Raw genomic sequence first — 24,769 nt, 5'->3', positions numbered from 1 at the left:
GCTATCCCCTTCCGCGATTGTTCACGGAGTCGAATGCGCGTCGCAGGTCGATCTCGCCACCGAAGTGGGCCCCGAGGACGCCGCCGAGGGTGCCCAGCGCGAGCGCAAGGAAGAAACCGCCGAAGCCGCCGAAAATGCCAGCGAAGGCAAGCGCGAGGCCAATGACGATTCCGAGTTCAAATTTACTCATGGAATGTGTCCTTGAAGTCTAGAAATGATGTGGGGTTCACGCCCTGGGAAGGGGTGAACCCGCTACGCGGCGACGTCGGCGATGGTGACATCGATAGCGCCAGAAACATAAGGGGATGCAACCTCGCGGCACCGTTGTGCCACGCCCTGTAGGTCAGAGAGGGCATCCTGGGTGACCACGAGATGGATCTCCAGTCGCTGGTCGCCATTATCGGACGTGCGCTGAGCCAAACCCGGGTAACGAACACCGGGATAGAGAAGCGCAATCTGCCCGTATCGCCCGGAGTGGAGGGAGTCAACCCCGTCCACTCCGAGGAGAGCATCGCTCAGTTCTGCCGCGTGTGTCTGGTCAAGACGATGCGGTGTATGAGACATATGGTTATGAACGCTGATGAGGCTGTTCGCAGTCGCGTTTAGTTGACGCGAGGAGCGGCGGACTCTTCCTCGTCCTCGTTCTCGTCCTTAGGGAGGTTGACGTCGTGAACCACAACGTTGACCTCGGTGACCTTCAGGCCGGTCATGGACTCGATAGCGTCGATAACGTTCTGGCGGATAGCCTCAGCCAGCTCGTGGATGGCTACGCCGTACTCGGCGATGATGGCGACGTCGGCAGCAGCCTCGGTCTCGCCAACCTCAACGTCCACACCCTGGCGCACGTCGGTGCCAGCGTTGAAGGAGTCGCGCAGAGCGCCAACCATACGAGCAGCGCCGCCGCCTAGGTCGTGCACACCGGAGACCTCGCGGGCAGCGATGCCAGCGATCTTTGCAACCACGACGTCGTCGATGCTGGTGCGGCCGCGCTGGGTGTCCAAAACGGAATCGTTCTTGACGTCGATGTCGGTGCCGGTCTTCTTCTCGTTCTCAGCCATGAGAAATTCTCCTTTGTATAAAGTATCGAAAATTCTGCGCCGGACCCATTCTCACCAGAGAACTAATCCTTAGGTGAGACGGCCCAGTATGCAGGGCCGAAGGTGTTCGGCGATCGTGCGGTCTTAATAGTTGAGGCCGCCCTCGCCATCTTAGACCTAACCTGCTGGTTTGGCACCCTTCGCTAGGTATCAGTTCAGTAACGAAGAAAAATAGGAGAAAAAGAACGCCATTTACACCTCATATCGCTATTCTTCAATGTTCTTAGTGGAATTCTCTGCGGGTAAGCCGCATCCGGACGACACGGGATAAACACGAGGAAACCCCCGACCATCGCAGGGATGATCGGGGGTGAGGTGCGCAGTCGCGCGGCGCTATTTAGCCGAAGAGCGGGAAATGGCTCGGGTCCGAGAAGGAATTGACGAGCAGGATGGTGCCGCCGGACAGGGCGCCAATGACGTGGCGCTTTCCGTCCGCGCCGGCCACGTGCAGCGGGCCGCCGGAGTCGCCCTGGATGGTGGGCACAATGGCCACCACGGTGGAGGACTCCGGATCGGAGTAGACGATCACGCCACAGGTGCGACCCAAGGAGCCACCTTCCTGGCAGGCGGTACGGCCGACGAGATCGGGAGTGATGGCCTGCGGCTCGCCGAGCTCCCACGGGGAGTTCCATGCATCGTAGAAGGGATTGCCCTTGACCAGCTCGCTCAGGATGGGGCGGTGGTGCGAATAGGAGTGGATGGTGGTGGCGTCATAGTCCACGCCAGCGGCGAGCGGGAATACCGCCACGTCTTGTACCTGCGGGGGAAGAAGCTCGTTATTGTGGCCGTAGAAGGTCTTGAGTTCAGCCAATTCGGTGCCGGTGGCGAGCACCTGGTCATCGCCGGCAGAGCGCACGGAGACGACATCGGCTTCTTCGAAGCAGTGGCCAGCAGTGACGCCCCAGGCGCGGCCAGTGTTGTCGTGGCGGATATCGGTGAGGGTGCAGCCATAGGTGCTGCCATCGGCGGTGTCCATCAAAATAGAATCACCGGAGTGGGTGGTGGCGCTGGCAGTGGGGGCGAAAACGGCGGCTGCGGCCATGATGCCGGCGGCAACGGTGGCGAAAAGGGAGGAAGGCTTCATTAATCTCATTCTGTTCGTGACGTGATGGGGAGAGGGGGTCTCTCACCCTAATCTATACCCGTACCTGTGAGCTGGGGCTCGCAGGTACGGGGCGCCGTGTCGGGCGACCACGTCTCGAGGGGGCGTGGGGTGGCGTCGCCCTGGGGTCTCTGCAGACACGGCGCGAAAAGAGGTAGACGGTCGCACGCCGCGATGTACACGGGACATAAGCTGAAACGCGCGCGGGGTGTGAAGCGTTACATCGCCCGGTGTCCGTAGCTTCTAGGGCAGGGACTAACGGTGCGGGGAGGGCGGCGTCGATAAGCGTGCCGCGGAGCGGAAAATCGGCAACTACTTGCGCTTATCGGGAGCTCTGTGTTTTAATACTTGAGTTGCCTTAACACGGCGGCGCCTCAAAACTGCCCTCTATCAGGGTGGATAGGGGTTGGCCGGCGCTGGTAGGGCAAGCATGAACCACCTTCTGTCGCATCTTCGGATGCGGCCGTAGAGATGGGGTCCGCGCACAAGGTTGCGTGGAGACCGGATCGCGAAGAAGGGGCATGGTAAGTAAACAGCGGCAGTATGGAAACCGGATGAACAATCCCTTCCAGCTTGGATAACTACGGTCATCGTCTCGCTCTCATCCAGTGTGAACTAGGGGGAAGCGGAACTAGCACGTAGGGATACAAAGCACTGGGCGTGATGTTTACATCATGCACCCAACTTTCTTTCCTACTTTGTGAGAAACCGACAAGTAACACTGGCGTTGCGACCAGCCCCAACTGACCGGCCGGACAACGTTATAGAGAACATGAAAGCGATTCCCACCACTCGAATTCGATGTGGGACAAGCGAGGAAGAGGATTAGCGTGGCGGGACAAAAAATCCGCATTCGGCTCAAGGCCTATGACCATGAGGCGATCGATGCGTCTGCACGCAAGATCGTGGAGACGGTCACCCGCACAGGCGCCCGTGTTGTCGGCCCTGTGCCACTGCCCACTGAAAAGAACGTGTACGCCGTTATTCGTTCTCCCCATAAGTACAAGGACTCTCGCGAGCACTTCGAGATGCGCACGCATAAGCGCCTGATCGATATCCTCGACCCGACGCCGAAGACGGTTGATGCCCTCATGCGCATCGATCTGCCGGCCAGCGTCGACGTGAACATTCAGTGATCGACGAAACTTTTTGGCACGGAGAATAGATAATGAGTGAACAAGAGATCAAGGGCATTCTGGGTACCAAGCTCGGCATGACCCAGGTCTTCGACGAGGAGAACCGCGTTGTACCGGTGACCGTCGTCGAGGCTGGGCCCTGTGTGGTTACCCAGATCCGAACCGTTGAAACCGATGGCTACAACGCCATCCAGATCGCCTATGGCGACATCGACCCTCGCAAGGTGAACAAGCCTGGCGCTGGTCACTTCAAGAAAGCTGGCGTTACCCCTCGCCGCCACCTCACCGAGATTCGTCTCGACGATGTGAGCGGATATGAGGTCGGCCAGGACGTGACCGTGGAGATCTTCGAAGGCATTGACTTCGTGGATGTCACCGGCACCTCCAAGGGCCACGGCTTCGCCGGCGGTATGAAGCGTCACGGCTTTGCTGGCCAGGGCGCAGCCCACGGTAACCAGGCCGCTCACCGCCGCGTCGGTGGCATTGGCGCCTGCGCTACCCCGGGTCGCGTTTTCAAGGGCAAGCGTATGGCTGGACGCATGGGTAACAACCGCGTCACCACCCAGAACCTGAAGGTTCAGAAGATCGACGCCGATTCCAATCTGTTGCTCATCAAGGGTGCTATCCCTGGTGTACGCGGTGGAATCGTAACCGTTAAGACCGCAGTGAAGGGCGGTGCACACGCATGACCAATCTCAAGCTTGACGTCCACACCGCTGACGGTGGCACCGACGGCCAGGTTGAGCTGCCCGCATCCATTTTCGACCAGGACGCCAGCATTGCGCTGATGCACCAGGTTGTGAATGCACAGCTCTCCGCCAAGCGTCAGGGCACTCACTCCACCAAGACCCGCGGCGAAGTCCGCGGCGGTGGTAAGAAGCCGTGGCGCCAGAAGGGCACCGGCCGTGCTCGCCAGGGTTCCATCCGTGCTCCGCACTGGACCGGTGGCGGCATTGTCCACGGCCCCAAGCCGCGTAACTACGCTCAGCGCACCCCGAAGAAGATGATCGCCGCCGCTCTGCGTGGCGCTCTCTCTGACCGCGCTCGTCACGACCGCATTCACGTGGTCTCCGAGCTCGTGCCGGGCCAGGTGCCTTCCACTAAGAAGGCCAAGGGCTTCCTCGAGCGTCTCACCGACCGTCGTCAGATTCTGGTTGTCGTGACTCGCGAGGACATCACCGCGCGCAAGTCCGTCAACAACCTGCCGCACGTTCGTACCCTCGTCGCCGATCAGCTCAACACCTACGATGTGTTGTACTCCGACGACGTCGTGTTCTCGGTCGAGGCACTGAACGCCTTCGTGACCCGCGCACAGCGCGTCGAGAAGGAGGAGAAGTAATGGCTAAGATCGCCAATCCCCGCGACATCATCATCGCTCCGGTTGTCTCCGAGAAGTCGTATGAGTTGATGGAGCAGAACACCTACACCTTCCTGGTGGACCCCCGCGCCAACAAGCGCGCTATTGGTCACGCCATCGAGGAGATCTTCGGTGTCAAGGTGGCTCGCGTCAACACCGCCAACCGTGAGGGCAAGCGCAAGCGCACCCGCACCGGCGGCTACGGCCAGCGCAAGGCAACCAAGCGCGCCTACGTGACTCTGCGCGAAGGCAGCGACGCAATCGACATCTTCGGCGGTTCGGCCGCGTAACCCGCGAGTCGAGACATTAAGGACTGAGAAAGTATGGCTATTCGTAAGTACAAGCCGACTACGCCGGGTCGCCGTCAGAGCTCTGTCTCCCAGTTCGAGGAAATCACTCGTTCCACCCCGGAGAAGTCTCTGCTGCGCCCGCTGAGCAAGACCGGTGGCCGTAACGTACACGGTCACATCACCGTTCGCCACAAGGGCGGCGGACACAAGCGTCGTTACCGCGTGATTGATTTCCGCCGTAACGACAAGGACGGTATTCCGGCCAAGGTCGCTCACATCGAGTACGACCCGAACCGTACCGCCAACATCGCTCTGCTTCACTACGCCGATGGCGAGAAGCGCTACATCGTGGCGCCGAAGAACCTGAAGCAGCACGCGATCGTTGAATCCGGCCCCAATGCTGATATCAAGCCCGGCAACAACCTGCCGCTGCGCAACATCCCGACCGGTACCACCATTCACTGCGTGGAACTGAAGCCGGGTGCTGGTGCCAAGCTGGCTCGTTCCGCTGGTGCCTCGATCCAGCTGCTCGGTAAGGAAGGAAAGTACGCCGTGCTGCGTATGCCCTCCTCCGAGATCCGCCGCGTGGATGTGCGCTGCCGCGCCACCATCGGCGAGGTCGGAAACCAGGATCAGATCAACATCCGCTGGGGCAAGGCTGGCCGTATGCGCTGGAAGGGCGTACGTCCTACCGTCCGCGGTGTCGTGATGAACCCGGTTGACCACCCGCACGGTGGTGGTGAAGGCCGCACCTCTGGTGGTCGCCACCCTGTGTCGCCTTGGGGTAAGAAGGAAGTTCGTACCCGCAAGCCGAACCGTTACAGCAACGACATGATCGTTCGCCGTCGTCGTTCCAACAAGAAGCGTTAAGAGGAGGGAATTTAGATGCCACGTAGCCTCAAGAAGGGCCCGTTCGTCGATGAGCACCTCCTCAACAAGGTGGATGTTCAGAACGAAAACGGTACCAAGAAGGTAATCAAGACCTGGTCTCGTCGTTCCACCATTCTTCCCGATTTCATCGGTCACACCTTCGCCGTCCATGACGGTCGCAAGCACGTGCCGGTGTTCGTGGATGATTCCATGGTGGGCCACAAGCTAGGCGAGTTCGCACCGACCAAGACCTTCAAGGGTCACGTCAAGGATGACAAGAAGGGACGTAGGTAAGCGATGAGTGACCAAATCACTACCGCCCGCGCTACCGCGCGCTTCGTCCGGGTCTCCCCGATGAAGGCACGTCGTGTCGTGGACCTGGTCCGCGGCAAGTCCGTGTCCGAAGCACTCGCGATCCTGAAGTACGCCCCCCAGGGCGCTTCCGATCCGGTCGCGAAGGTCGTTGCTTCCGCTGCGGCTAACGCAGAAAACAACTTCGGTCTGGACCCGAAGACCCTGGTTATCTCCCAGGCATGGGCAGACGAAGGCCCGACCATGCGCCGGATCCGTCCGCGCGCCCAGGGTCGTGCTTTCCAAGTTCGCAAGCGCACCAGCCACATCACCGTGGTTGTCGAGAGCCAGAAGGAAGGTGCCTAAGCATGGGCCAGAAAATCCATCCCCACGGCCTCCGGCTGGGTATCACTTCTGACTGGAAGTCCCACTGGTACGCCGACAAGAACTATGCAGACTACCTCGCTGAGGACATCAAGATCCGCGAGTTCCTCTCCAAGGGTCTTGACCGCGCTGGTATCGCCGATGTTGTCATCGAGCGCACCCGCGATCGCGTCCGCGTCGACATTCACACCGCCCGCCCGGGCATCGTGATCGGCCGTCGTGGTTCCGAGGCCGACCGCATCCGCGGCCAGCTGGAGAAGCTGACCGGCAAGCAGGTCGCCCTCAACATCCTCGAGGTTAAGAACATCGACGCTAACGCTCAGCTGGTGGCTCAGTCCATCGCCGAGCAGCTCGCTAACCGCGTTGCTTTCCGTCGTGCTATGCGCAAGGCCATCCAGTCCGCGATGCGCCAGCCGCACGTCAAGGGCATCAAGGTGCAGTGCGCCGGTCGTCTCGGCGGTGCCGAGATGTCCCGCACCGAGCGCTACCACGAGGGTCGCGTTCCGCTGCACACCCTGCGCGCCGAGATCGACTATGGCACCTACGAGGCCCACACCACCTTCGGCCGCATCGGCGTGAAGGTGTGGATCTACAAGGGTGACGTCGTCGGTGGCAAGCGCGAGTCCGAGCTCAACGCACCGCAGGCCCGTCGCGGCCGCGGCGACCGTCGCGAGCGTCCGCGCCGCGGTGGCCAGCGCCGTCAGCGCGCAGAGAAGAAGGAGGGCTAAACCTCATGCTTATTCCCAAGCGCGTGAAGTACCGTCGCCAGCACCGCCCGCACCGTCGCGGTATGGCCAAGGGCGGCACTCGCGTAACCTTCGGTGACTACGGAATCCAGGCTCTCGAGCCGGCCTACGTCACCAACCGTCAGATTGAGGCCGCACGTATTGCCATCAACCGCCACGTCAAGCGTGGTGGCAAGGTGTGGATCAACATCTTCCCGGATCGCCCCCTGACCCAGAAGCCGCTCGGCGTGCGTATGGGTTCCGGTAAGGGCCCCGTGGAGAAGTGGGTCGCCAACGTGAAGCCGGGTCGCATCCTCTTCGAGATGAGCTACCCGAACGAGGCAGTTGCCCTGGAGGCACTGCGTCGCGCTGGTCAAAAACTGCCCATGAAGTTCCGCATCGTTAGGAAGGAGGACCAGTTCTAATGGCTACCGGTACCCCTGCACACGAATTGCGTGAGCTTTCCGCAGAAGAACTGACCACCAAGCTGAACGAGGCCAAGGAAGAGCTGTTCAACCTGCGCTTCCAGTTGGCTACCGGTCAGCTGACCAACAACCGCCGCCTGCGCACGGTCAAGCGCGACATCGCCCGCATTTACACGGTTATCCGCGAGCGTGAGCTGGGCCTGTCCGTGGTTCCGGGAGCTGAGGCTTAACAATGAGTGAGGCAAACGTGAACAAGAAGGAAAAGGGCGCTCAGAAGGTCCGTCTCGGCTACGTGGTTTCTGACAAGATGCAGAAGACCATCGTGGTGGAGCTCGAGGACCGCAAGCAGCACGCCCTCTACGGCAAGACCATCCGCACCAACTCCAAGGTGAAGGCACACGATGAGAACGAGACCGCCGGCATCGGCGACCGCGTCCGCATCGAAGAATGCCGCCCGCTGTCCAAGGACAAGCACTACCGTCTCGTCGAGATCGTCGAGAAGGCCCGCTAAACCTGTAGCGGCATAAGAAAAACCGGCCCCGCCCATGAGGTGGTGGCCGGTTTTTTGCGCTTATCGACGCCGCCTCCCCGGACGCTGCACCGAATCTCCCCAGCTCCCCACGTGCCGCACGCCTCCTCCGTGCCGCGCGCGATTAGCGTAACCTAAGCACACAATGCACTCGCCCCGTGGGTGAATCTGAAAAGTGATTATTGCCACGTGGGCGATGTGTGTGTGGTGTACTGCCTCCCCATACTGAACAGCACAGCCCGCAGCATGGTGGGCCCTACGTGCTAGGAGGCGCAATGCTAGAGAACTTTATCAATAATCGTTTCGTGCCAGCGGAGACCTCCGAGGCTTTCGACCTCATCAGTCCCGTGACGGAGGAGGTGCTCGGACAGTCCCCGATTTCAGGCCAGCAGGATATTGATGCTGCGGTCGCCGCGGCCGACGCGGCCTTTAGCCAGTGGAGCCGCACCACCCCCAGCGAGCGGCAACGCTACCTGCTGCAGATCGCCGACGCTATCGAGGAGAACTCTCGCCACTTGGCCGAGGTGCAATCCCGCGAAACCGGCCAGCTCATTCACATGATCGAGGCCGAAGAGTGCCAGGTCGGCGCCGACCAGGTCCGCTTTTTCGCCGGCGCCGCCCGGACGCTGTCGGGGGTGGCGCAAAGCGAGTACATGGAGGGACACACCTCCTCGATCCGCCGCGAGCCGCTGGGCGTGGTGGCGCAGGTAGCGCCATGGAACTACCCGCTCATGATGGGACTGTGGAAGATCATTCCCGCCATCGCTGCCGGCAATACGGTGGTATTTAAGCCGAGCGATACGACGCCCTCTTCCACTCTGGCCCTCGCTAAGCTCCTGGCAGATATTCTGCCGGATGGTGTCGTCAATATCGTTCTCGGCGATGCCTCCACCGGCGCGGCTTTGGTGGCGCACCCGACGGTGCGGATGTGTGCGATCACCGGCTCGGTTCCGGCCGGGCGCGCCGTGGGGCGCAGCGCCGGTGAGAACCTCAAGCGCTCGCACCTTGAGCTGGGCGGCAAGGCCCCCGTGATCGTCTGTGCTGATGCCGATCTCGCCGCTGCTGCCGAAGGCATCGCGCAGGCTGGCTTCTTCAACGGCGGCCAGGATTGCACTGCCGCCACCCGGGTGCTGGTGGAGGCGAGTGTGGAGGAAGAATTCACGTCCTTGCTGGTGGAGCAGGCCGAGAAGTTGCGGCCGGGCGCACCGGAGGACACCGAGGCCTTCTATGGCGCGCTCAACAATCCCCGCCATTTCGAGAAAGTACTGGGTGTGCTCAACGACCTTCCCGAGCACGCCCACATCGCCACCGGCGGGGAGCGCGTGGGCAGCGCGGGGTTCTATCTGGCCCCCACCGTGATTACGGGGTTGCGGCAATCGGATCGAGCTATCCAGGAGGAGAGCTTCGGGCCGATTCTCACGGTGCAGCCCTTCGCCGATATCGATGAGGCGCTCACCTTGGCCAATGACGTCTCCTATGGTCTGGCCTCCAGCATCTGGACGAGCGATGTGCGGGTCTCGGATCGCGCCAGCCGCGAGCTGGACTTCGGATGTGTCTGGATCAACTGCCATATCCCGCTGGTGGCAGAAATGCCCCATGGCGGCTTCAAGGACTCCGGCTATGGCAAGGACCTCTCCCTCTACGGCTTGGAGGAATACACCCGTATCAAGCACGTCATGAGCGCCCACTAGCGGCTCATCCCCGCGGCGAGTGAGGCCGCATCCACGGGCTGTATCCACGGCCCTTATTACTACGGGCGTTGTCACGTCCCCCTGCATTATCGAAGGAGTTTTATCATGTCTGAGCACCGCACTGTCGATGTTGCGATCATTGGCGCCGGTCCCGCCGGCTTGTCCGCCGCGCATCGTCTCACCGAGGCCGGCCACAGCGTGGCCGTTCTCGAGGCCCGCGACCGAGTGGGCGGGCGCACCCGCTCTGATGTCATGGATGGCGGCTGGTTCGAGATCGGCGGCCAGTGGGTGTCGCCGGATCAAACCGAGCTGCTCGCCACCCTCGATGAACTCGGTTTGGAGACGTTTCAACGCTACCGCGAGGGCGAGTCCATCTACCTCGGCCCCGATGGCGAGGTGAAGCGCTATACCGGCGAAATATTCCCGTGCGCCGAATCCACGCAGCGCGAGATCCTCCGCCTTATCGCGCTGATGGATGAGCATGTCTCCGACATGGATCCGGCCCGGCCGTGGGAGCATCCGCGCGCCGAGGAGTGGGACAATGTGACATTCCAGCACTGGCTGGAGCAGCAGTCCGATGATGACGAGGCGCGCAAGAACATCGGCCTCTTCATTGCCGGCGGCATGCTCACCAAACCGGCTCACACCTTCTCCGCGCTGCAGGCGCTGCACATGGCCGCCTCGGCGGGATCATTCAGCAATTTGGTGGATGAGGACTTCATTCTCGATGCCCGCGTGGTGGGCGGTATGCAGAAGGTGTCTCTCACCCTCGCCGAGCGGATTGGCTCGGAAAATATCCTGCTCGGCACCCCGGTGCGCACCATCGAGCGCAGTGATGAGGGCGTGGTGGTCTACGGCGATAACGACACCGTGGTGGAGGCTTCCTATGCCATTCTTGCGATCCCGCCGAATCTTTACAATCGCATCTCCTATGTGCCGGAGATGCCCCGCACCCAGCACATCATGCACCAGCACCAGTCCATGGGTCTGGTGATTAAGGTGCACGCCACCTACGCCACTCCCTTCTGGCGCGACAAGGGGCTATCGGGTACCTGTTTCTCCTCGGAGCACCTGGTGCAGGAGATCTACGACAACACCAATTACGGCGATTCCCGCGGCACCCTCGTGGGCTTCATCATCGATACCCGCGCGGAGGAGATGTTCGCGCTGCCCGAGGAGGAGCGTAAGCGCACCATCCTCGACGCCATGGCTGTGATGCTCGGAGAGGAGGCCCGCGAGCCTGAGTCCTTCTACCTCTCCGATTGGGGCGCCGAGGAATGGACCCGCGGCGCCTATGCCTGCTCCTACGATATGGGTGGGCTCTTTCGCTGGGGGAAGTACAACGAGGAACCAGTCGGGCGCATGTACTTCGCCTGCTCGGATATTGCCGGCGCGGGCTACCAGCACGTTGATGGCGCGATCCGCATGGGGCATAAGGTTGCGGCCACCCTTCACGATCTGCTCGAGGAGTGATCATGCGATGTGTAGTCGGCTATGAAGCCACCCCGCAAGGGCTCGACGCCCTGAACTTGGGCATTGATGTGGCCCAGTCCCTCGATGCCGAGCTCACCATCGTGCTCGTCTTGCGCCGCCACGATGTGTTTAGCCACGAATACCCGCCCACCGGCGATGCTCACGACATTCTGCTCAACCAAGGGTTCCGCTGGCTGAAAGAAGCGCTCTCCCTCGTGCCCGAGGACGTGCGCATCTGCGCCCGTATCTACTCGGGGGCCACGACTGCCGAAGGTCTCAGCCGTGCCGCCGAGGAACTCGAGGCGGATTTGCTGTGCGTGGGCGGGGCGTCCTCCAGCCCGCTGAAGCGGCACAAGTTGGGAACCGTGGCCACGGACTTGCTCTTCGGTTCGCCGGTGCCGGTGGCCTTGGCGCCGCGGGGCTATCGCCGCCACCCGCTCCGCCGCATTACCTGTGCGGTGGGTACCCGCCCCGGGTCGGGCAGTCTCGTCGAAACAGGGCTGCTCACGGCGCGCCGGGCAGAGGTGCCGCTGCGACTACTGGCGCTGCTGGGGGTCAATCACGATGAGGCCCGAGAGTCCTTCGCCCAGGAGAACGCCCAACGGGTACTCGATGATGCGCGGGTGACCCTCGGCATCGCCACTCGCGCGGTGCCGGTAGCGATCGAGATGGGCAAGAGCAGCGAGATCACCAGCGCGGTGAACACCGTGGAGTGGCGCGAGGGGGATCTACTGTGTGTGGGCTCCTCGCGAGTGGAGCAATCCCGCTCCGTCTTCGCCGGCTCCATCACCATGCGCATCCTCAAGCACCTGACGGTGCCGATGGTCATTGTGCCTCGCGGCCATTGCGTGCGCTTTGCGGTGGAGGAGGGGAGGACATCATGAGCGAGACCCCCTCTTTGTCCGTATCCAAGGGGCTGAGCTCCGGCACCGTCGGCATCGTCGGCGCTGCGGTGATTGGTATCTCCTGTATTGCCCCGGCTTATACCCTCTCGGGTGCGTTGGGCCCCACCGCCAGTGAGGTCGGCGAACACATGCCGGCTGTGCTCTTGGTGGGGTTTGTGCCCATGCTTTTGGTGGCCATCGGCTATCGCCAGCTCAATGAATCGATGCCGGACTCGGGAACGACGTTCACCTGGGCCACCCGCGCCTTCGGCCCGGTCATCGGCTGGCTGGGTGGTTGGGGATTATTGGCCGCCACCATCTTGGTGCTGTCCAACCTCGCGGGTATTGCGGTGGACTTCTTCTACCTGCTGCTATCGCAGGTATTTCTCCGCCCCGAATTGGCGGCGCTAAAAGATAATGTGCTGGTCAATATTCTCACCTGTTTGGTGTTTATCGTTATCGCTTCTGCCATCTCCTATCGCGGTCTCGATACCACCAAGACCATCCAGTATGTGCTGGTGGCCGTGCAGATCGGGGTGCTGCTGCTCTTTTCTGGGATGGCGTTATTCAAGGCAGAAAATGGCAGCGCTTTCGATAGCACCCCCTTCAGTTGGGAGTGGCTCAATCCCTTCGGGGTGAGCTCCTTCTCGGCCTTCGCCGCCGGTATTGCGCTATCGGTGTTTATCTACTGGGGCTGGGACGTGGTGCTCACCATGAGTGAGGAGACCCAGGGATCCAATTCCACCCCGGGCAAGGCAGCCACCGCCACCATCCTGGTGATCGTCGTGCTCTACCAAATCATTGCAATTTCCACGCTGCGCTATTCCGGTCCGGGCAGCGGCGAGTTCGGTTTGGGCAATGAGACGATTCAGGAGAATATTTTTGCCGAATTGGCTGGTCCGGTGATGGGGCCGGTGGCGATCCTCATGTCTATCGCGGTGCTCGGGTCCTCGGCGGCCTCGCTGCAATCTACCTTCATTGGCCCCGCCCGCACGATGCTGGCCATGGGATTTTATGGGGCGCTGCCGCAGCGTTTCGCGCAGGTGACACCCAAGTACCAGTCCCCGGGTTTCGCCACGATCGTGGCCGCGATGGTCTCCTTTGGTTTCTATGCGATCATGCGTGTCATCAGCGAGGCCGTGCTGTGGGATACCATCACGGCGCTGGGCATGATGGTCTGCTTCTACTACGGAGTGACGGCCTTCGCCTGCGTGTGGTACTTCCGCCACCAGTCCTTGAAGAGCTGGTCCACGGCGCTCACCCAGTTTTTGGCGCCCTTCATCGGCGGGGCGTTGCTGCTCATTTTCTTCTTCCAGACCTCCCACGACGCCATGGATCCCGCCTATGGCTCGGGCTCCGAGATCTTCGGCATGGGCTTGGTGTTCGTGCTCGGAATAACCATTTTGGTGCTGGGTGTGCTGGTTATGGCGCTGACGTGGTGGCGCAATCCCGCCTTCTTCCGCAGCGAGGGGCTGAAGCGAGGTCTGCCGAGTGATGAGATGGTTACCGTCGATGATGTCCTCGACCTCGATCCCTACTAAAGGGGCTTGCACGCTTATCGACGCCGCCCTCCCCGGCCACCTATCGCGTGGGGTGGGGAGGGCGTAGCGGTGATGTGGCCTATTGCCAGGCCTCCGGAACGAGGTGCAGCAGCAGCGCGATGCTGAAGAGGAAGGCGGCCATGTAGACCACAACGATGGTGCCTTGGATCAGCGGATGCGCCTGCCAGGTGGTCTGCCATGCGGCGGGCTTGTCGCCGTGGGTGCGGGCGGTATTGAGTAAGAGCACTGGCACGATAGACATGATTGCCCCGGCAAAGCCGCCGGCATAGCTGAGCGCACTGACGAAGCCGCCGAAGCCCGCCAGAGAGATGAGCAGCGGCGGGAGCACGGTGATGCCGACGGCGGCGACGCGCTGCCAGCCATATTCCGGCCAGTGGGCGATGTTTAACACATTGCGCATTGTGGTGAAGCCGATGGCCAAAAAGGAGGTCAGCATGGCCAGCAGGGCAAAGACATTGGCCAGCAGGTAGGCGACGTCGCCAAGCTTCTCGCCCCACGCGAGGGTGACGACCTCGGTGACATCGCCGCCGAGCAGCCCGAGCGCGGCGAAGGGCACGAGCGTGAGGGTGAAACCGGTGATGCACATGCCGGCAACAATGGCGTGCGGAATGGAGGAGGGGTTATCCTCGGCGAGCCCGCGCGCCAGCTCGGGCACCACATACTGGGCGAGGAAGGTAAACACCGCCAAGTTCATGATCGGCACAATGTAGTAGGGGCGCAGAATCCACAGATTCTCCAGATCAATGCCCGGGCCAAAGAAGGTCCAGCCGCAGAGGATGGCGATGATGGCGGCCATGCCGGTGGTGATCGCGCCCTCGGCGATGCCGGTGGCGTGCAGTCCCTTCCACATCACCACCGAGCCCAGGAGGAAAAATAGCAGCGTGCCGAGGGTGGGGGAGATGTCGAGGAGATTGTGCAGGAGCCGGCCCGAGCCGGCGGCGTAGGCGATGAGCGCGCCGATACCGTTGATAAGGATGGCGCTAAACACCAGCCAGCGGCCGAGATTGCCGAGGTATTTCTCGGCGAGGCCGGAGAGCTGCAGCGGCTCCTGGGTACGCAGCGACACCTCGGCCACATAGAGCATGGAGATCGTGGTGAGAGTGCCGGCGATGAGCAGCGCGATCACGAGCGCTAAGAACCCACCATTTTTGCCGGCATAGGGCAGGGAGAGGATGCCGGCACCGATATTGGTGCCGAAAATCAGCGCCACTCCTTGCAGCGGGGTGATGCGGTGTTCTCTGTCCGCGCTGGTGCGAGTCTGTGTGCTCATAGATCACTCCTTAAGAAGATCGAAAAGGTATATGGGCCTAAGAGAAACCGCACTAGGTGCCTGTGTGGGGCCTCTGGTGCGGTGTATGTGGGGCGCTGATACGCGCCCGGCCTCTTGTTCCACCAGCCCAGCCGCGAGTCGGGCTGGTGGGGGAGGGCAATAAAAGGGGGCTAGGAACGGGCGCGAATTTCGGCGGCGAGAATGTCTAGGCCTTCGCGGAGCAGCGCCTCACTGATCACGAGGGAGGGCAGCAGGCGAATGACATTGCCATCGATGCCGCAAGAGAGAATGAGAATTCCCTGTTCCTTGCAGGCAGCTGCCACCTCACTGGTGAGGGCGCCAAGGGGCTCGCCGTCACTAGTGGCCAGCTCGATGGCGATCATTGCGCCGCGGCCGCGGACCTCAGCGACAGTGTCGAGCTCGGTGAGGGGCTCCAAGACCTCGCGGATGATGCGTTCCATCTCGCGGGCGCGCCCCGCTAGATCGTGCTCCTCCATCTCGCCGATGGCGGCCAGCGCGGCGTCGCAGGCGATGGGGTTACCGCCATAGGTGCCGCCAAGCCCGCCCACCACGGGCGCGTCCATCATCTCGGCGCGGCCGGTGACTGCCGAGAGCGGCAGACCGCCGGCAATCCCCTTGGCCATGGCCACGAGATCCGGCACCACCTGCTCCTCCTCGCAGGCGAACCACTGGCCCGTGCGGCAGAAGCCGGCTTGGATCTCATCGGCCACGAAGACCACATTGTTGTCCCGGCACCACGCCTGCAGGGCGGGCAAGAAGCCGCGAGCCGGTTCGATGAAGCCTCCCTCGCCCTGGATCGGTTCGATCACCACGCAGGCGAGATTCTCGACGCCGATCTCCTGCTCCATCATGGTGGTGGCGCGGGCGGCGGCACTAGCCCCATCGAGACCATCGCGCAGTGGATAGGACATCGGGGCGCGGTACACCTCGGCGGCGAAGGGGCCGAATCCCGTTTTATAGGGCTTGTTCTTGGCGGTCATCGCCATGGTGAGGTTGGTGCGGCCATGGTAGCCGTGATCGAAGACAACCACGGCGTTCTTGCGGGTGTGGGCGCGGGCGATCTTTACCGCGTTTTCCACAGCCTCGGCGCCGGAGTTGAGCAGCACCGACTTCTTGTGGTGATCGCCCGGAGTGAGCTCGGCTAGCTTCTCGCACACGGCCACATAGGACTCGTAGGGCGAGACCATGAAGCTGGTGTGGGTGAAGTGGGTGGCCGACTCGGCCACCGCCTCCGCCACCTTCTTATTGGAGGCGCCCACCGAGGTGACGGCGATGCCAGAGGCAAAGTCGATAAAAGAATTGCCGTCGGCGTCGACAAGCACACCGCCATCGGCGTCTACGACGAAGCCGGGCAGTCCCGGGGACAGGGCGCGGGCCACCGCAGCTTCGCGACGCTCACTCAAGGCAGCGGAGCGCGGTCCCGGCAGGCTGGTATGCACGGCGCGTTCCTGGGGGAGGCGATAGGTGAAATCGTGCATGGGCAACTCCTTTGAGCGTGGTTGGGGACTCTGAAAGCGTGATGCGTGGGCGCGAATCCACTAGTAACTGTGACCTATATCGCGCCAACGCCGGTAGCCTTGAGTATGCACCCCGAGCCCGCCCGAGGAATATCGCCATCTAGTCCAAAAAATTTATATAGATTGGACGCCATGGCGAATCCTGTGCGTGCGGCAGAACCGGCGCTGTCCGGCACCGCGACCTCCCCGTTGACTACTGACTGGCTGCTGCAACGACAGAGCCTCGAACTCACCCCACACAACGAGTGGAGCACCCAGTTTTTAGACATTCAAACCAATGAGCTGAAGAAACCCGCCGATTTCATCATCGCCAACTCCATCATTCTCACCCTCGGTATGTCCTTTACGGACACTCCTGAAGCACTGGGCGACTATGTGGATACCCTCGTCCACGCCGGGGCGGTGGCCATCGGCTTTGGCACTGGCTATGCCTTTGAGACGGTGCCGCAGCCAATGCTTGCTGCGGCGGAGCGGCACCGCATCCCCGTCTTTGAGGTTCCCCCGCACATTCCTTTTATCTCGGTGATCCATGCAGTGCACAAGGAGCAGGCGCGCCGCGCCGCCCAGGGGGAGCGCTGGCAGCAGCGTGTGCAGCAGCAGCTCAATAAGGATGCCGTCAGCGGTGATGTGCACCGGCTGCTCCGCAGCGCCTCGGCCTCGCTGCAGGCGGCCATCGCGATTGCGGATAATGACGCTCGAGTGCTGGTGAATGTGCCCTTCGGTGGTATCGACGCGGGGGAGCTTGTGGTGGCCGATATTGCGGCCGGTCACCGCCACTCGCGGGCCGGGCGGACAGGAGAACTGGTGCACCTTACCCAGCGGCTTTCTGAACAGGGAGAACGCGTGAACCTGATGATGGTAGTGCGGCGCAGCAGCTTCCACACCCGGGAGCGCAGTGTGCTCCAGCACTGTAGTGGTCTGGCGGACATCTTGTTGCAGCGTCCTACCTTCCTGCGGGCCGCCCGTTCGGAGATGAACTCGCTGGCGCTGGCGCTGCTGCTCGGCATCGACCAAGAGGGCTCCTTGGTGGCTCATGCCATGCGCCATGCTGTGGATTCCCAAGGGCGCGTTCGCGCCGTGGTGGTGCGTGCGGATGATCCCGCAGCCCTGATGGCGGCGCGTACCACGCTCGACTCACGGCTACAGGCCCATTCCCGAGCGCTCTTTAGCCTGCCGCTGGACACCGACATGCAGCTTTTCCTATTTCGCGGCTCCCGCGATGATCACGACATTGTGGAGCACTTCGGTCCAGAGGTGCGCGAGGTAGCGATCGCCATGGGGGCGGCTATCCGGTGGAATGAGCTCAGCCGCGAGCATGTGGCTGAGCTGATGCGCCGCGCCCGGGCGACAGCCACCGGCGCGCATGTGGGCCCCTTCAATGTAAAAGCCTCCTGGCTGCATCGGCCCGAAGTGCTCAGCGCCTTGCAGGCCCGCGGCGCGGAAACCTTCGATGTGCTCGCCGCCGCCGATGAACGCGACGGCACGGAATATGCCCGCACCCTCGAGCTGTATCTACGACTCGGCGGGCATATCGGAGATACCGCGGCGGCGCTGGGGGCGCATCGTCACACCGTGCGCAGCCGGCTCGCGCATATCAGCGAGGCGTGCAACGTTGACCTCTCCGATGCCGTGATCCGGGCCGAGTTGCTTTTTGTGGTGATTGCGCGGGACTAGGAGACAGCGGGCGCAATGTCCATCGATCCTGTGCTGCGTCAGGAGAAATTAATGAGCGTCTATTTCTAAATGCTCAAAACTCTTAAGCGGTTTCCTGTTCGAAGTCTGAGAGTGGCTCCTAGGTGTGGAAAAGGGGTCTGTTCAGTGTCGACAAATGTCGATAGCATGGTGGGGCAGTTCAGTATTTCTCGTGCCCAGATAGCTGTGGCAGATAATTGGCGGGGTTCTTCGCAGAAATATCCACAGCTATCTATATATAAGTGAGAAAGGCATTGTATGGCTCGGACACATAGACAACAAGATATATTTCCCATTACCCTGCGCGACCTCGAGGTGGTGCAGGTTCGTGATATTACGCCCAATCTCCGGCGCATCACTCTCGCTGGTGAGCAGCTCCAGGCCTTTGCCGGGTATGGCGTAGATAATCCGGAGTTCATCAGTACGGGTTTTGATGATGACGTCCGATTGGTCTTTCCTCACCCTGTCAGTGGCGATCGTCCCTATCCGCCGCCGCTGGGCAATGGCGCCCTCGATTGGACGGAAGAAGTAAAGAACCTCTTCCGCACATATACCGTGCGCCGATTCGATAAAGAGGCGGGCACCGTTGATATCGATTTCGCCCGCCACCACGACGGTCTCGCTGAGACATTTAGTGCCAAGGCAACTATTGGCGACAAAGTATATGTGGTGGGTCCGAAGAGAAGTGCCGCGCTGCCGACACACACGGACTGGCTTTTTCTCTGCGGCGATCACACCGCGCTGCCGGCTATCTCTCGCTGCCTCGAAGAGCTACCGCAGGGGCATCGCGTGATCGCGGTGATTGAGGTTGCTGAACGTTCGGACATTATGTCGCTTCCGAGCGATGCCGATGCAGACATCCACTGGGCGGTGGTCGCGGAAGGGGAGTCCTTCGCGGAGCGGGCTCTCAGCCTGCGAGATAGCCTGCCTGATGGTGAAGGCTTTGTGTGGGCGGCCGGGGAAGCGGGTGCCCTGAAGCAGATTCGTGCCCTCGCGAAGGAACTCGGCGTGGGGCGAGAGAACACCGAGATTGTCGGCTACTGGCGGGAGCACACATCCACCGTGGCTGAGGACGGCGCTCCGCTCAACACGCTCATGGCTATACGAGAAAAGCTCAGGGGAATGAGCAACATTCTCCCCATCTTTGCAGCGCAGGCCGCACTCCGCTCGGGTGTGGTGGCGCGGCTGTGGGAATTCACAGAGGGCGCTACCCCAGCGCAGATCACTGAGTCCGGCTGCGAACTTGATACCCATGCGGCACAGCGCTTGCTCCGCTATCTGTCCACTACCGGCCTTGTTATTGAGCAGGATGGACGCTTTGCTCTGAGCTCCGAGCTTGCCGAGATGCTGGACTACGAGACCATGAGCTATCTCCTCGCCACGGACTTTAAGCCTGAGGTTATGGGGCTAGGGGAAGCACTGCGCGGCGGTCAGCCTCGTGGTGCATCTCCCGCAGCCGCTGCCCCTCAGCGTCATCCGCTGGATAGTTCCACCGCGCCGTGGACGGCGCCCGCCGTGGCGGCCGCCATCTCTCCGCAGCGCACACTCAGTATCGGCGGCCCCGATGCAGAGGTGTACGCCGCCGAGATCGCGAGCCGCAAGGGCGTGACCGTCACGGTCGTTGTAGACGATGAGCGCGAGCTAGACCAGCGCGCTCAGGCCACGCAGGGCGAGCTAGAGCACGCAGGCATCACGCGTGCTGCGACATGGCAGGGGGATAGCGCGATGGTGATTACTCCCTGCGCGCTGGGTCCGATCGAGCAGCTCGGAGAGCTGCTGGAGCGCATCGCGGCGGCAGGAATCTCCACGTGTTGGATCGTGGAAGAGCTCATGGTCACGCACAGAATCCATGCGGAAGCATGCGAAAACGATTTGCAACGGCTCTGCGCTAACGGTGGCTGTGTTCCCTCTCAAGAGGAGATCACGGACGTGGTCACAGGCGCGGGGTGGCGAGTCGAAGCGGTACAGCCGGCCGGCTGGGGCATGCAGCTGCTCACCTTGAGCCGTTAAACCGCGGCCCCACATCGCCGGCCGCCTTAGCCCCTCAACACACAGCACCGTCCCGCTGGATATTTGGCAGCGCGCCGGTGTCGGTGTTTTTAGAAATCGGGTGATTCAGGCAGGATCTGGCCGCCATCGACCACAATGCCCTGACCGGTAATATAGCGGGCGGCATCGCTGGCGAGGAAGGCGACGGTGTGGCCGATGTCCTCGGGGGTGCCGAGGAATCCCAGCGGCACGGTGGCTTCCATGTCCGCGATGTACTTCTCGCCCATCTCCTTCAGGCCCGGGGTGAGAATATTGCCGGGAAGCACGGCGTTGACGGTGATGGACTGCGGCGCCAGCTCGATGGCGGCACTACGCACAAAGCCCATCTGGGCGGCCTTGGTGGCGCCATAGTGGGACCACAGCGGATAGCCGGTGTAGTTACCCGTGATCGAGGAGGTAATCACCACGCGCCCCGCACCGGAGGCCGCGAGCAGCGGGGTAGCGGCCTGCACCATGTGGATGGTGCCCTTGACGTTGACGTCGAAGATGAGGTCAATGTCCTCATCGCTCATCTCCGCAATGGAGGATTGCGGATAGATGCCGGCGTTGCTGGCCAGGATGTCCAGGCTGTCGAAGCTCTCGAGGAGCTGGGTGCAGGCCTCGGCGTCGCGTACATCGAGGACATGTGCCTCAAACTCGGAGGCGGCGCACTCCTCCTCGGTTAGGCCGGTGACGATCACGTGGGCGCCTTGGGCGGCGAGGGCGCGGGCGATTCCCGCCCCAATGCCGAGGGTGCCGCCACTAACGAGTGCAGTCTTGCCATTCAGGGTATTCGGTGAAGTACTCATGTTTCTTTAGTGTAAGTATTTTCGTTAAGAATGGAACCCCTCCTGAGCTGGCCCGCATGCGCGGGCGGAGCACGCTTATCGACGCCACCTTGGGGACATGGGGTGCATCTGAGAGGGGATGCGGGCCGCTCGGTGGGGTTACACAACACAGGTCCCTGTAATACGAATCGGGGCCAGAATGTACACCCCTTCGTAATTTATAATATGCATTATACTGAATATTAGTGAGAAGTTTTGTGGTCCCTACTGGGAATGGGGCACTCTAATCTGCGCTATTGTTGTTTCCTGGAGCGAGAGTTCCACGCTGGCAGGCTATATGCAGGAAAAATGCTGCATGTTCAACAATCTGACCTGTGCAGTGCGGCTAGCCTTACAGTTTCTGGTGACACGTTGTGACGTGTCCCGTGAGTGCGTAGAGAAGAAAGGCGACGTTTTATGCCGACAGGGACTGGCGATATTGACGCTGCAATTTTGGATGCTGCGCGCCAGAGTGTGCTCGAGGAGGGCCTCGAACGCACCACAATGTCTGGTGTGGCGCGCCGGGCCGGCATTTCTCGGCCCACTCTCTATGCCCGATATAAGGCCCTGTCTGATCTGACCACCACGCTGCTCACCGAGGAGCTCTTGACTGTGGTCTCCGCACTCAATCCGGCCCCAGAGACCGTGGAGGATCTCATCGCCGCGCTGGTGGTCTCCGCTGAGCAGGCCTCCGCTAGCGAGCTTTTGGAAGCGGTGCTGCGAGCGGATTACTCTCACGCCTATACCTTCACTATTGAACGCCTCGGCAGTGGCCAGCTGCGCATCGTCGCCCTACTGGAGAAGATCATCCAACGCATCCAAACCGCCGATGAAGTCCGCCTCGGAATCGGTGGGCGCGGCGCCGCCTCCGATGTGCCGTGTATCTCTGCCCGTGACCCGCGGGTATTGGCGCTGGTGAGCTACGGCATGGTGCGCCATGTTGCCGTCACCTCCACGCTCGCCGATAACGCCCTCGAGGGGCTATCGACCTGGCAGGAGGAGCTGGCCCGCAGCCTGCGCGGCTACCTGGTGGATCCCGAGCCGCAGCATCAGCGGGCTCGCCGCGCTTAACCCGCCCTGCGGTTTGGGTCTCGCGGGTACGGGTGGGGTGGTTGCGAGTGGGCGTCGACAAGCATCTGCGTGTGGCGAGAAAAATTTGGTGCACACGGTGGGCATGTGGTTGAATATTCGGGTTGCAACCGTCACACGACGGCATACATTCGGTGCGTTCCGAGCCGGATGGTCGTTCCCCGCTCATTAGGGCGGGTAGTAGTGGTTGTACGCAGAAAGACATAGACCGTGCGTGTACAGGACGGAAATCTGACACGCGTTATATCCAGGTCAGGAGAGACCCACTGTGATTCAACAAGAATCGCGTCTGAAGGTCGCCGACAACTCTGGTGCACGAGAGATTCTCTGCATCCGTGTGCTCGGCGGTTCCACCCGACGCTTCGCAGGAATCGGCGACGTCATTGTCGCCACCGTCAAGGAAGCTGCTCCGAATGGCAACGTGAAGTCTGGCGAGATCGTCAAGGCTGTCATCGTTCGCGCCAAGAAGGAGACCCGTCGCCCGGACGGCTCGTACATCAAGTTCGATGAGAACGCTGCAGTGATCATCAAGAACGACAACGAGCCCCGCGGTACCCGCATCTTCGGCCCCGTTGCTCGTGAGCTGCGCGACAAGAAGTTCATGAAGATTGTTTCTCTCGCTCCGGAGGTGATCTAAGACTATGAAGATCCATAAGGGCGATAACGTCATCGTGATCTCTGGTCCGGATAAGGGCGCTAAGGGCAAGGTCATTCAGGCTTTCCCGAAGCGGAACAAGGTCCTCGTCGAGGGCGTCAACCGCATCAAGAAGCACGTCGTCAACTCCGCACCCGAAGCCGGTGCTGAGTCCGGCGGAATTGTCACCCAGGAGGCTCCCATCCACGTGTCCAACGTGATGGTGCTCGACTCCGATGGCAACCCGACCCGCGTTGGCTACCGCTTCGACGAGAACGGCAAGAAGGTTCGTATCTCCAAGCGCAACGGGAAGGACATCTAACAATGGAGAACTACACCCCGCGTCTGAAGACCCGTTACCGCGAGGACATCAAGCAGAAGCTGGCTGAGGAGTTCAACCACTCCAACGTCATGGAGATCCCCGGCCTGACCAAGATCGTGGTCAACATGGGTGTGGGCGACGCTGCCCGCGACTCCAAGATGATCAACGGTGCTCTCGAGGACCTCACCGCTATCACCGGCCAGAAGCCGCAGATCCGTCGCGCCAAGAAGTCCATCGCGAACTTCAAGCTGCGTGAGGGCATGCCCATCGGCGCCCGCGTCACCCTGCGTGGCGACCGCATGTGGGAGTTCCTGGATCGTCTGCTGACCGTGGCTCTGCCGCGTATTCGTGACTTCCGTGGTCTGTCTGATCAGCAGTTCGATGGTCACGGTAACTACACCTTCGGTCTCACTGAGCAGTCCATGTTCTACGAGATCGATGTGGACAAGATTGACCGTCCGCGCGGTATGGACATCACCGTGGTCACCACCGCCACCAACAACGAGGAAGGCCGCGCCCTGCTGCGCCACCTGGGCTTCCCGTTCAAGGACAAGGATGGCAAGATGCAGCGCCCCTAAGGCGTTCATCGCTCGGCGCCGGCTAGTGAGTAGTCGCTAGGCAGCGCTGGGCATCTGTCTCAAGACTAGATAACCCGCCCCTTCTTTCCGGATCCGTTCCGGGGAAGGGGCGGGTCTTCTCTCTGTCTATCTTCGTTATGGCTGTGGCTGGGGGCGGGTGTTAAAGACCAATGCCATGGCGATAAGAGAGACGGGCAGGGCCAGGATGGGCCAGACATAGATCGCGCCGACCACGTTTTTGCTGATGATAAGCAGTGCGCCGATATGGGTGCTGATGGTGCCGAGCGCGGCGATGCTCAGTGCCAAGCGCTGGGTGAGGTTCCAGCGGTAGTAGCACACTGCAGCCACGAATCCGGCCCCGAGAACGAGGAGCAGGATTGTGGTGGGAAGGGTGAAAGCGAGCATGCCCAAGGCGGCCAGCGCGACGTAGCCCATCATGAGGAAATAGACGATGGGTGGCGCAGGCGTGGGGGATGGGTGCAGCAGCCCGCCGCGGGGAGCTCGCCGTCCTGTGCTGCGGGTGGCTCCTGGACCCCAGAGCTCCGCCCACGTGCCAAGGAGCGAGCCGCCGCAGGCCAAGGCGGCTACCAGTATGCCTATCCAGACGTCATAGATGCGTTCGGTGGCCACGATGGTGATGCCCGCTGCGACAAAGAGCGAGAAACGGGCGAGCGGCGGGAAGGTGGGGACCAGCGCGGCGTGAATAACCATCGCCAGCCCGCAGAGCACACAGAGCAACGCCGAGCCATCCGAGTAGCCCTCCTTGAGGGCCATAATCGCTAAAAAGAGCACCCCGGCAGTGATACTCAGGGCTCCCGTGGACAGCCCGATGGCGGGAATATCTTTGGTCGTTTGATGCTTCATACCTTCAGCTTAACGATCCATCGGCAACCGGGGTGCGATGATTAATCGCTATCGATGCGGCGGTAGCATACACACTGTGCCTACGTGCGCGGGGGAAGCTCGCGTCGGGCA

The 24,769-nt window shown here is 61.6% G+C and carries 29 protein-coding genes; 21 read left to right on the top strand and 8 right to left on the bottom strand.

Annotated features, from left to right (window positions below):
* Position 1: 1 nt before the first annotated feature.
* From GBB11_RS04270 to GBB11_RS04255, 4 genes are all read right to left on the bottom strand, one after another.
* The gene (locus GBB11_RS04270; protein ID WP_151549462.1) at positions 2-190 is read right to left on the bottom strand and encodes a hypothetical protein; all 189 of its coding nucleotides are present in this window, start codon (positions 188-190) and stop codon (positions 2-4) included.
* A gap of 62 nt (positions 191-252) precedes the next feature.
* Positions 253-564, bottom strand: a complete 312-nt coding sequence (locus tag GBB11_RS04265; RefSeq protein ID WP_151549463.1) for a hypothetical protein — start codon at positions 562-564, stop codon at positions 253-255.
* Between the two features lie 38 nt (positions 565-602).
* On the bottom strand, positions 603-1,058 hold the full coding sequence (locus GBB11_RS04260) for an Asp23/Gls24 family envelope stress response protein (RefSeq protein ID WP_151549464.1): 456 nt from the start codon (positions 1,056-1,058) through the stop codon (positions 603-605).
* Positions 1,059-1,434: 376 nt separating this feature from the next.
* Positions 1,435-2,181, bottom strand: coding sequence for a trypsin-like serine protease (locus GBB11_RS04255; RefSeq protein WP_192796310.1), 747 nt, complete (start codon positions 2,179-2,181; stop codon positions 1,435-1,437).
* An 848-nt stretch (positions 2,182-3,029) separates the two neighbouring features.
* Here GBB11_RS04255 and rpsJ point away from each other — a divergent pair.
* The 15 genes from rpsJ (at position 3,030) to GBB11_RS04180 (ending at position 13,795) form a co-directional block, all read left to right on the top strand.
* On the top strand, positions 3,030-3,335 hold the full coding sequence (rpsJ, locus tag GBB11_RS04250; RefSeq protein ID WP_003854291.1) for a 30S ribosomal protein S10: 306 nt from the start codon (positions 3,030-3,032) through the stop codon (positions 3,333-3,335).
* Between the two features lie 32 nt (positions 3,336-3,367).
* Positions 3,368-4,024, top strand: a complete 657-nt coding sequence (rplC, locus tag GBB11_RS04245; RefSeq protein ID WP_151528962.1) for a 50S ribosomal protein L3 — start codon at positions 3,368-3,370, stop codon at positions 4,022-4,024.
* Positions 4,021-4,674, top strand: a complete 654-nt coding sequence (gene rplD / locus GBB11_RS04240; protein ID WP_151528961.1) for a 50S ribosomal protein L4 — start codon at positions 4,021-4,023, stop codon at positions 4,672-4,674. Before rplC ends, rplD begins: the two co-directional genes overlap by 4 nt.
* Positions 4,674-4,982, top strand: coding sequence for a 50S ribosomal protein L23 (gene rplW, locus GBB11_RS04235; RefSeq protein ID WP_151528960.1), 309 nt, complete (start codon positions 4,674-4,676; stop codon positions 4,980-4,982). The genes rplD and rplW overlap by 1 nt, the downstream gene beginning before the upstream one ends.
* A gap of 33 nt (positions 4,983-5,015) precedes the next feature.
* The gene (rplB, locus tag GBB11_RS04230; protein WP_018018661.1) at positions 5,016-5,852 is read left to right on the top strand and encodes a 50S ribosomal protein L2; all 837 of its coding nucleotides are present in this window, start codon (positions 5,016-5,018) and stop codon (positions 5,850-5,852) included.
* A gap of 15 nt (positions 5,853-5,867) precedes the next feature.
* Positions 5,868-6,146 (top strand): 30S ribosomal protein S19, encoded by a 279-nt coding sequence (rpsS, locus tag GBB11_RS04225; protein ID WP_018018662.1) that lies wholly within the window; start codon positions 5,868-5,870, stop codon positions 6,144-6,146.
* A 3-nt stretch (positions 6,147-6,149) separates the two neighbouring features.
* The gene (rplV, locus tag GBB11_RS04220) at positions 6,150-6,509 is read left to right on the top strand and encodes a 50S ribosomal protein L22 (RefSeq protein WP_151528959.1); all 360 of its coding nucleotides are present in this window, start codon (positions 6,150-6,152) and stop codon (positions 6,507-6,509) included.
* 2 nt (positions 6,510-6,511) lie between these two features.
* Positions 6,512-7,255 (top strand): 30S ribosomal protein S3, encoded by a 744-nt coding sequence (gene rpsC, locus GBB11_RS04215; RefSeq protein ID WP_018018664.1) that lies wholly within the window; start codon positions 6,512-6,514, stop codon positions 7,253-7,255.
* Positions 7,256-7,260: 5 nt separating this feature from the next.
* A complete protein-coding gene (gene rplP, locus GBB11_RS04210; protein ID WP_018018665.1) occupies positions 7,261-7,677 on the top strand; it encodes a 50S ribosomal protein L16 in 417 nt (138 codons plus the stop codon).
* Complete coding sequence (gene rpmC / locus GBB11_RS04205) at positions 7,677-7,907, top strand: 50S ribosomal protein L29 (protein WP_018018666.1); 231 nt, start codon at positions 7,677-7,679, stop codon at positions 7,905-7,907. The genes rplP and rpmC overlap by 1 nt, the downstream gene beginning before the upstream one ends.
* Before the next feature lie 2 nt (positions 7,908-7,909).
* The gene (gene rpsQ, locus GBB11_RS04200; protein ID WP_151528958.1) at positions 7,910-8,188 is read left to right on the top strand and encodes a 30S ribosomal protein S17; all 279 of its coding nucleotides are present in this window, start codon (positions 7,910-7,912) and stop codon (positions 8,186-8,188) included.
* A 293-nt stretch (positions 8,189-8,481) separates the two neighbouring features.
* Entirely contained in the window at positions 8,482-9,897 is a 1,416-nt protein-coding gene (locus tag GBB11_RS04195) for an aminobutyraldehyde dehydrogenase (protein ID WP_151549466.1), read from the top strand.
* Between the two features lie 105 nt (positions 9,898-10,002).
* Complete coding sequence (locus tag GBB11_RS04190) at positions 10,003-11,370, top strand: NAD(P)/FAD-dependent oxidoreductase (protein ID WP_151549467.1); 1,368 nt, start codon at positions 10,003-10,005, stop codon at positions 11,368-11,370.
* Positions 11,371-11,372: 2 nt separating this feature from the next.
* The gene (locus GBB11_RS04185; protein WP_151549468.1) at positions 11,373-12,254 is read left to right on the top strand and encodes a universal stress protein; all 882 of its coding nucleotides are present in this window, start codon (positions 11,373-11,375) and stop codon (positions 12,252-12,254) included.
* Positions 12,251-13,795 carry an APC family permease gene (locus GBB11_RS04180; RefSeq protein ID WP_151549469.1) on the top strand — a complete coding sequence of 515 codons (1,545 nt, stop codon included), beginning with the start codon at positions 12,251-12,253 and terminating at the stop codon, positions 13,793-13,795. Before GBB11_RS04185 ends, GBB11_RS04180 begins: the two co-directional genes overlap by 4 nt.
* A gap of 79 nt (positions 13,796-13,874) precedes the next feature.
* On the opposite strand, the gene GBB11_RS04175 is transcribed toward GBB11_RS04180, so the two are convergent.
* Positions 13,875-15,086 (bottom strand): amino acid permease, encoded by a 1,212-nt coding sequence (locus tag GBB11_RS04175; protein WP_151549470.1) that lies wholly within the window; start codon positions 15,084-15,086, stop codon positions 13,875-13,877.
* A gap of 170 nt (positions 15,087-15,256) precedes the next feature.
* On the bottom strand, positions 15,257-16,585 hold the full coding sequence (gabT, locus tag GBB11_RS04170) for a 4-aminobutyrate--2-oxoglutarate transaminase (RefSeq protein WP_151549471.1): 1,329 nt from the start codon (positions 16,583-16,585) through the stop codon (positions 15,257-15,259).
* A 171-nt stretch (positions 16,586-16,756) separates the two neighbouring features.
* On the opposite strand from gabT, the gene GBB11_RS04165 reads away from it, so the two are divergent.
* Together GBB11_RS04165 and GBB11_RS04160 are read left to right on the top strand one after the other, a co-directional pair.
* On the top strand, positions 16,757-18,298 hold the full coding sequence (locus tag GBB11_RS04165) for a PucR family transcriptional regulator (protein WP_192796311.1): 1,542 nt from the start codon (positions 16,757-16,759) through the stop codon (positions 18,296-18,298).
* A 276-nt stretch (positions 18,299-18,574) separates the two neighbouring features.
* The gene (locus tag GBB11_RS04160) at positions 18,575-20,326 is read left to right on the top strand and encodes a siderophore-interacting protein (protein WP_151549473.1); all 1,752 of its coding nucleotides are present in this window, start codon (positions 18,575-18,577) and stop codon (positions 20,324-20,326) included.
* An 89-nt stretch (positions 20,327-20,415) separates the two neighbouring features.
* Here GBB11_RS04160 and fabG read toward each other — a convergent pair whose 3' ends face one another.
* Positions 20,416-21,153, bottom strand: a complete 738-nt coding sequence (gene fabG / locus GBB11_RS04155; RefSeq protein WP_151549474.1) for a 3-oxoacyl-ACP reductase FabG — start codon at positions 21,151-21,153, stop codon at positions 20,416-20,418.
* A 435-nt stretch (positions 21,154-21,588) separates the two neighbouring features.
* On the opposite strand from fabG, the gene GBB11_RS04150 reads away from it, so the two are divergent.
* From GBB11_RS04150 to rplE, 4 genes are all read left to right on the top strand, one after another.
* Entirely contained in the window at positions 21,589-22,242 is a 654-nt protein-coding gene (locus GBB11_RS04150; protein WP_151549475.1) for a TetR/AcrR family transcriptional regulator, read from the top strand.
* 286 nt (positions 22,243-22,528) lie between these two features.
* A complete protein-coding gene (gene rplN / locus GBB11_RS04145; RefSeq protein ID WP_151528946.1) occupies positions 22,529-22,897 on the top strand; it encodes a 50S ribosomal protein L14 in 369 nt (122 codons plus the stop codon).
* 4 nt (positions 22,898-22,901) lie between these two features.
* A complete protein-coding gene (gene rplX / locus GBB11_RS04140; RefSeq protein WP_151528945.1) occupies positions 22,902-23,216 on the top strand; it encodes a 50S ribosomal protein L24 in 315 nt (104 codons plus the stop codon).
* Between the two features lie 2 nt (positions 23,217-23,218).
* The gene (rplE, locus tag GBB11_RS04135; RefSeq protein WP_151528944.1) at positions 23,219-23,794 is read left to right on the top strand and encodes a 50S ribosomal protein L5; all 576 of its coding nucleotides are present in this window, start codon (positions 23,219-23,221) and stop codon (positions 23,792-23,794) included.
* Between the two features lie 135 nt (positions 23,795-23,929).
* Here the strand turns inward: rplE and GBB11_RS04130 are convergent, their stop codons facing one another.
* The gene (locus GBB11_RS04130; RefSeq protein WP_151549476.1) at positions 23,930-24,658 is read right to left on the bottom strand and encodes a hypothetical protein; all 729 of its coding nucleotides are present in this window, start codon (positions 24,656-24,658) and stop codon (positions 23,930-23,932) included.
* Positions 24,659-24,769: the final 111 nt, after the last annotated feature.

The organism is Corynebacterium sp. 74A, assembly GCF_008930665.1.
In the GTDB taxonomy this organism is placed as follows: domain Bacteria; phylum Actinomycetota; class Actinomycetes; order Mycobacteriales; family Mycobacteriaceae; genus Corynebacterium; species Corynebacterium megadyptis.
The sequence above is the reverse complement of the archived record's forward strand: the minus strand, read 5'-3'. Positions and strand labels throughout refer to the sequence as shown.

Coding starts and splice junctions, on each gene's coding strand:
- GBB11_RS04265 (WP_151549463.1), bottom strand. CDS start 564: ATGTCTCATACACCGCATCGTCTTGACCAGACACACGCGGCAGAACTG.
- rplB (WP_018018661.1), top strand. CDS start 5,016: ATGGCTATTCGTAAGTACAAGCCGACTACGCCGGGTCGCCGTCAGAGC.
- GBB11_RS04185 (WP_151549468.1), top strand. CDS start 11,373: ATGCGATGTGTAGTCGGCTATGAAGCCACCCCGCAAGGGCTCGACGCC.
- rplP (WP_018018665.1), top strand. CDS start 7,261: ATGCTTATTCCCAAGCGCGTGAAGTACCGTCGCCAGCACCGCCCGCAC.
- GBB11_RS04150 (WP_151549475.1), top strand. CDS start 21,589: ATGCCGACAGGGACTGGCGATATTGACGCTGCAATTTTGGATGCTGCG.
- rpsQ (WP_151528958.1), top strand. CDS start 7,910: ATGAGTGAGGCAAACGTGAACAAGAAGGAAAAGGGCGCTCAGAAGGTC.
- GBB11_RS04255 (WP_192796310.1), bottom strand. CDS start 2,181: ATGAAGCCTTCCTCCCTTTTCGCCACCGTTGCCGCCGGCATCATGGCC.
- rplW (WP_151528960.1), top strand. CDS start 4,674: ATGGCTAAGATCGCCAATCCCCGCGACATCATCATCGCTCCGGTTGTC.
- fabG (WP_151549474.1), bottom strand. CDS start 21,153: ATGAGTACTTCACCGAATACCCTGAATGGCAAGACTGCACTCGTTAGT.
- GBB11_RS04180 (WP_151549469.1), top strand. CDS start 12,251: ATGAGCGAGACCCCCTCTTTGTCCGTATCCAAGGGGCTGAGCTCCGGC.
- GBB11_RS04270 (WP_151549462.1), bottom strand. CDS start 190: ATGAGTAAATTTGAACTCGGAATCGTCATTGGCCTCGCGCTTGCCTTC.
- rplD (WP_151528961.1), top strand. CDS start 4,021: ATGACCAATCTCAAGCTTGACGTCCACACCGCTGACGGTGGCACCGAC.
- GBB11_RS04175 (WP_151549470.1), bottom strand. CDS start 15,086: ATGAGCACACAGACTCGCACCAGCGCGGACAGAGAACACCGCATCACC.
- rplX (WP_151528945.1), top strand. CDS start 22,902: ATGAAGATCCATAAGGGCGATAACGTCATCGTGATCTCTGGTCCGGAT.
- rplC (WP_151528962.1), top strand. CDS start 3,368: ATGAGTGAACAAGAGATCAAGGGCATTCTGGGTACCAAGCTCGGCATG.
- rplV (WP_151528959.1), top strand. CDS start 6,150: ATGAGTGACCAAATCACTACCGCCCGCGCTACCGCGCGCTTCGTCCGG.
- rpmC (WP_018018666.1), top strand. CDS start 7,677: ATGGCTACCGGTACCCCTGCACACGAATTGCGTGAGCTTTCCGCAGAA.
- GBB11_RS04165 (WP_192796311.1), top strand. CDS start 16,757: ATGGCGAATCCTGTGCGTGCGGCAGAACCGGCGCTGTCCGGCACCGCG.
- rpsC (WP_018018664.1), top strand. CDS start 6,512: ATGGGCCAGAAAATCCATCCCCACGGCCTCCGGCTGGGTATCACTTCT.
- GBB11_RS04160 (WP_151549473.1), top strand. CDS start 18,575: ATGGCTCGGACACATAGACAACAAGATATATTTCCCATTACCCTGCGC.
- rplE (WP_151528944.1), top strand. CDS start 23,219: ATGGAGAACTACACCCCGCGTCTGAAGACCCGTTACCGCGAGGACATC.
- GBB11_RS04195 (WP_151549466.1), top strand. CDS start 8,482: ATGCTAGAGAACTTTATCAATAATCGTTTCGTGCCAGCGGAGACCTCC.
- gabT (WP_151549471.1), bottom strand. CDS start 16,585: ATGCACGATTTCACCTATCGCCTCCCCCAGGAACGCGCCGTGCATACC.
- GBB11_RS04260 (WP_151549464.1), bottom strand. CDS start 1,058: ATGGCTGAGAACGAGAAGAAGACCGGCACCGACATCGACGTCAAGAAC.
- GBB11_RS04130 (WP_151549476.1), bottom strand. CDS start 24,658: ATGAAGCATCAAACGACCAAAGATATTCCCGCCATCGGGCTGTCCACG.
- rpsS (WP_018018662.1), top strand. CDS start 5,868: ATGCCACGTAGCCTCAAGAAGGGCCCGTTCGTCGATGAGCACCTCCTC.
- GBB11_RS04190 (WP_151549467.1), top strand. CDS start 10,003: ATGTCTGAGCACCGCACTGTCGATGTTGCGATCATTGGCGCCGGTCCC.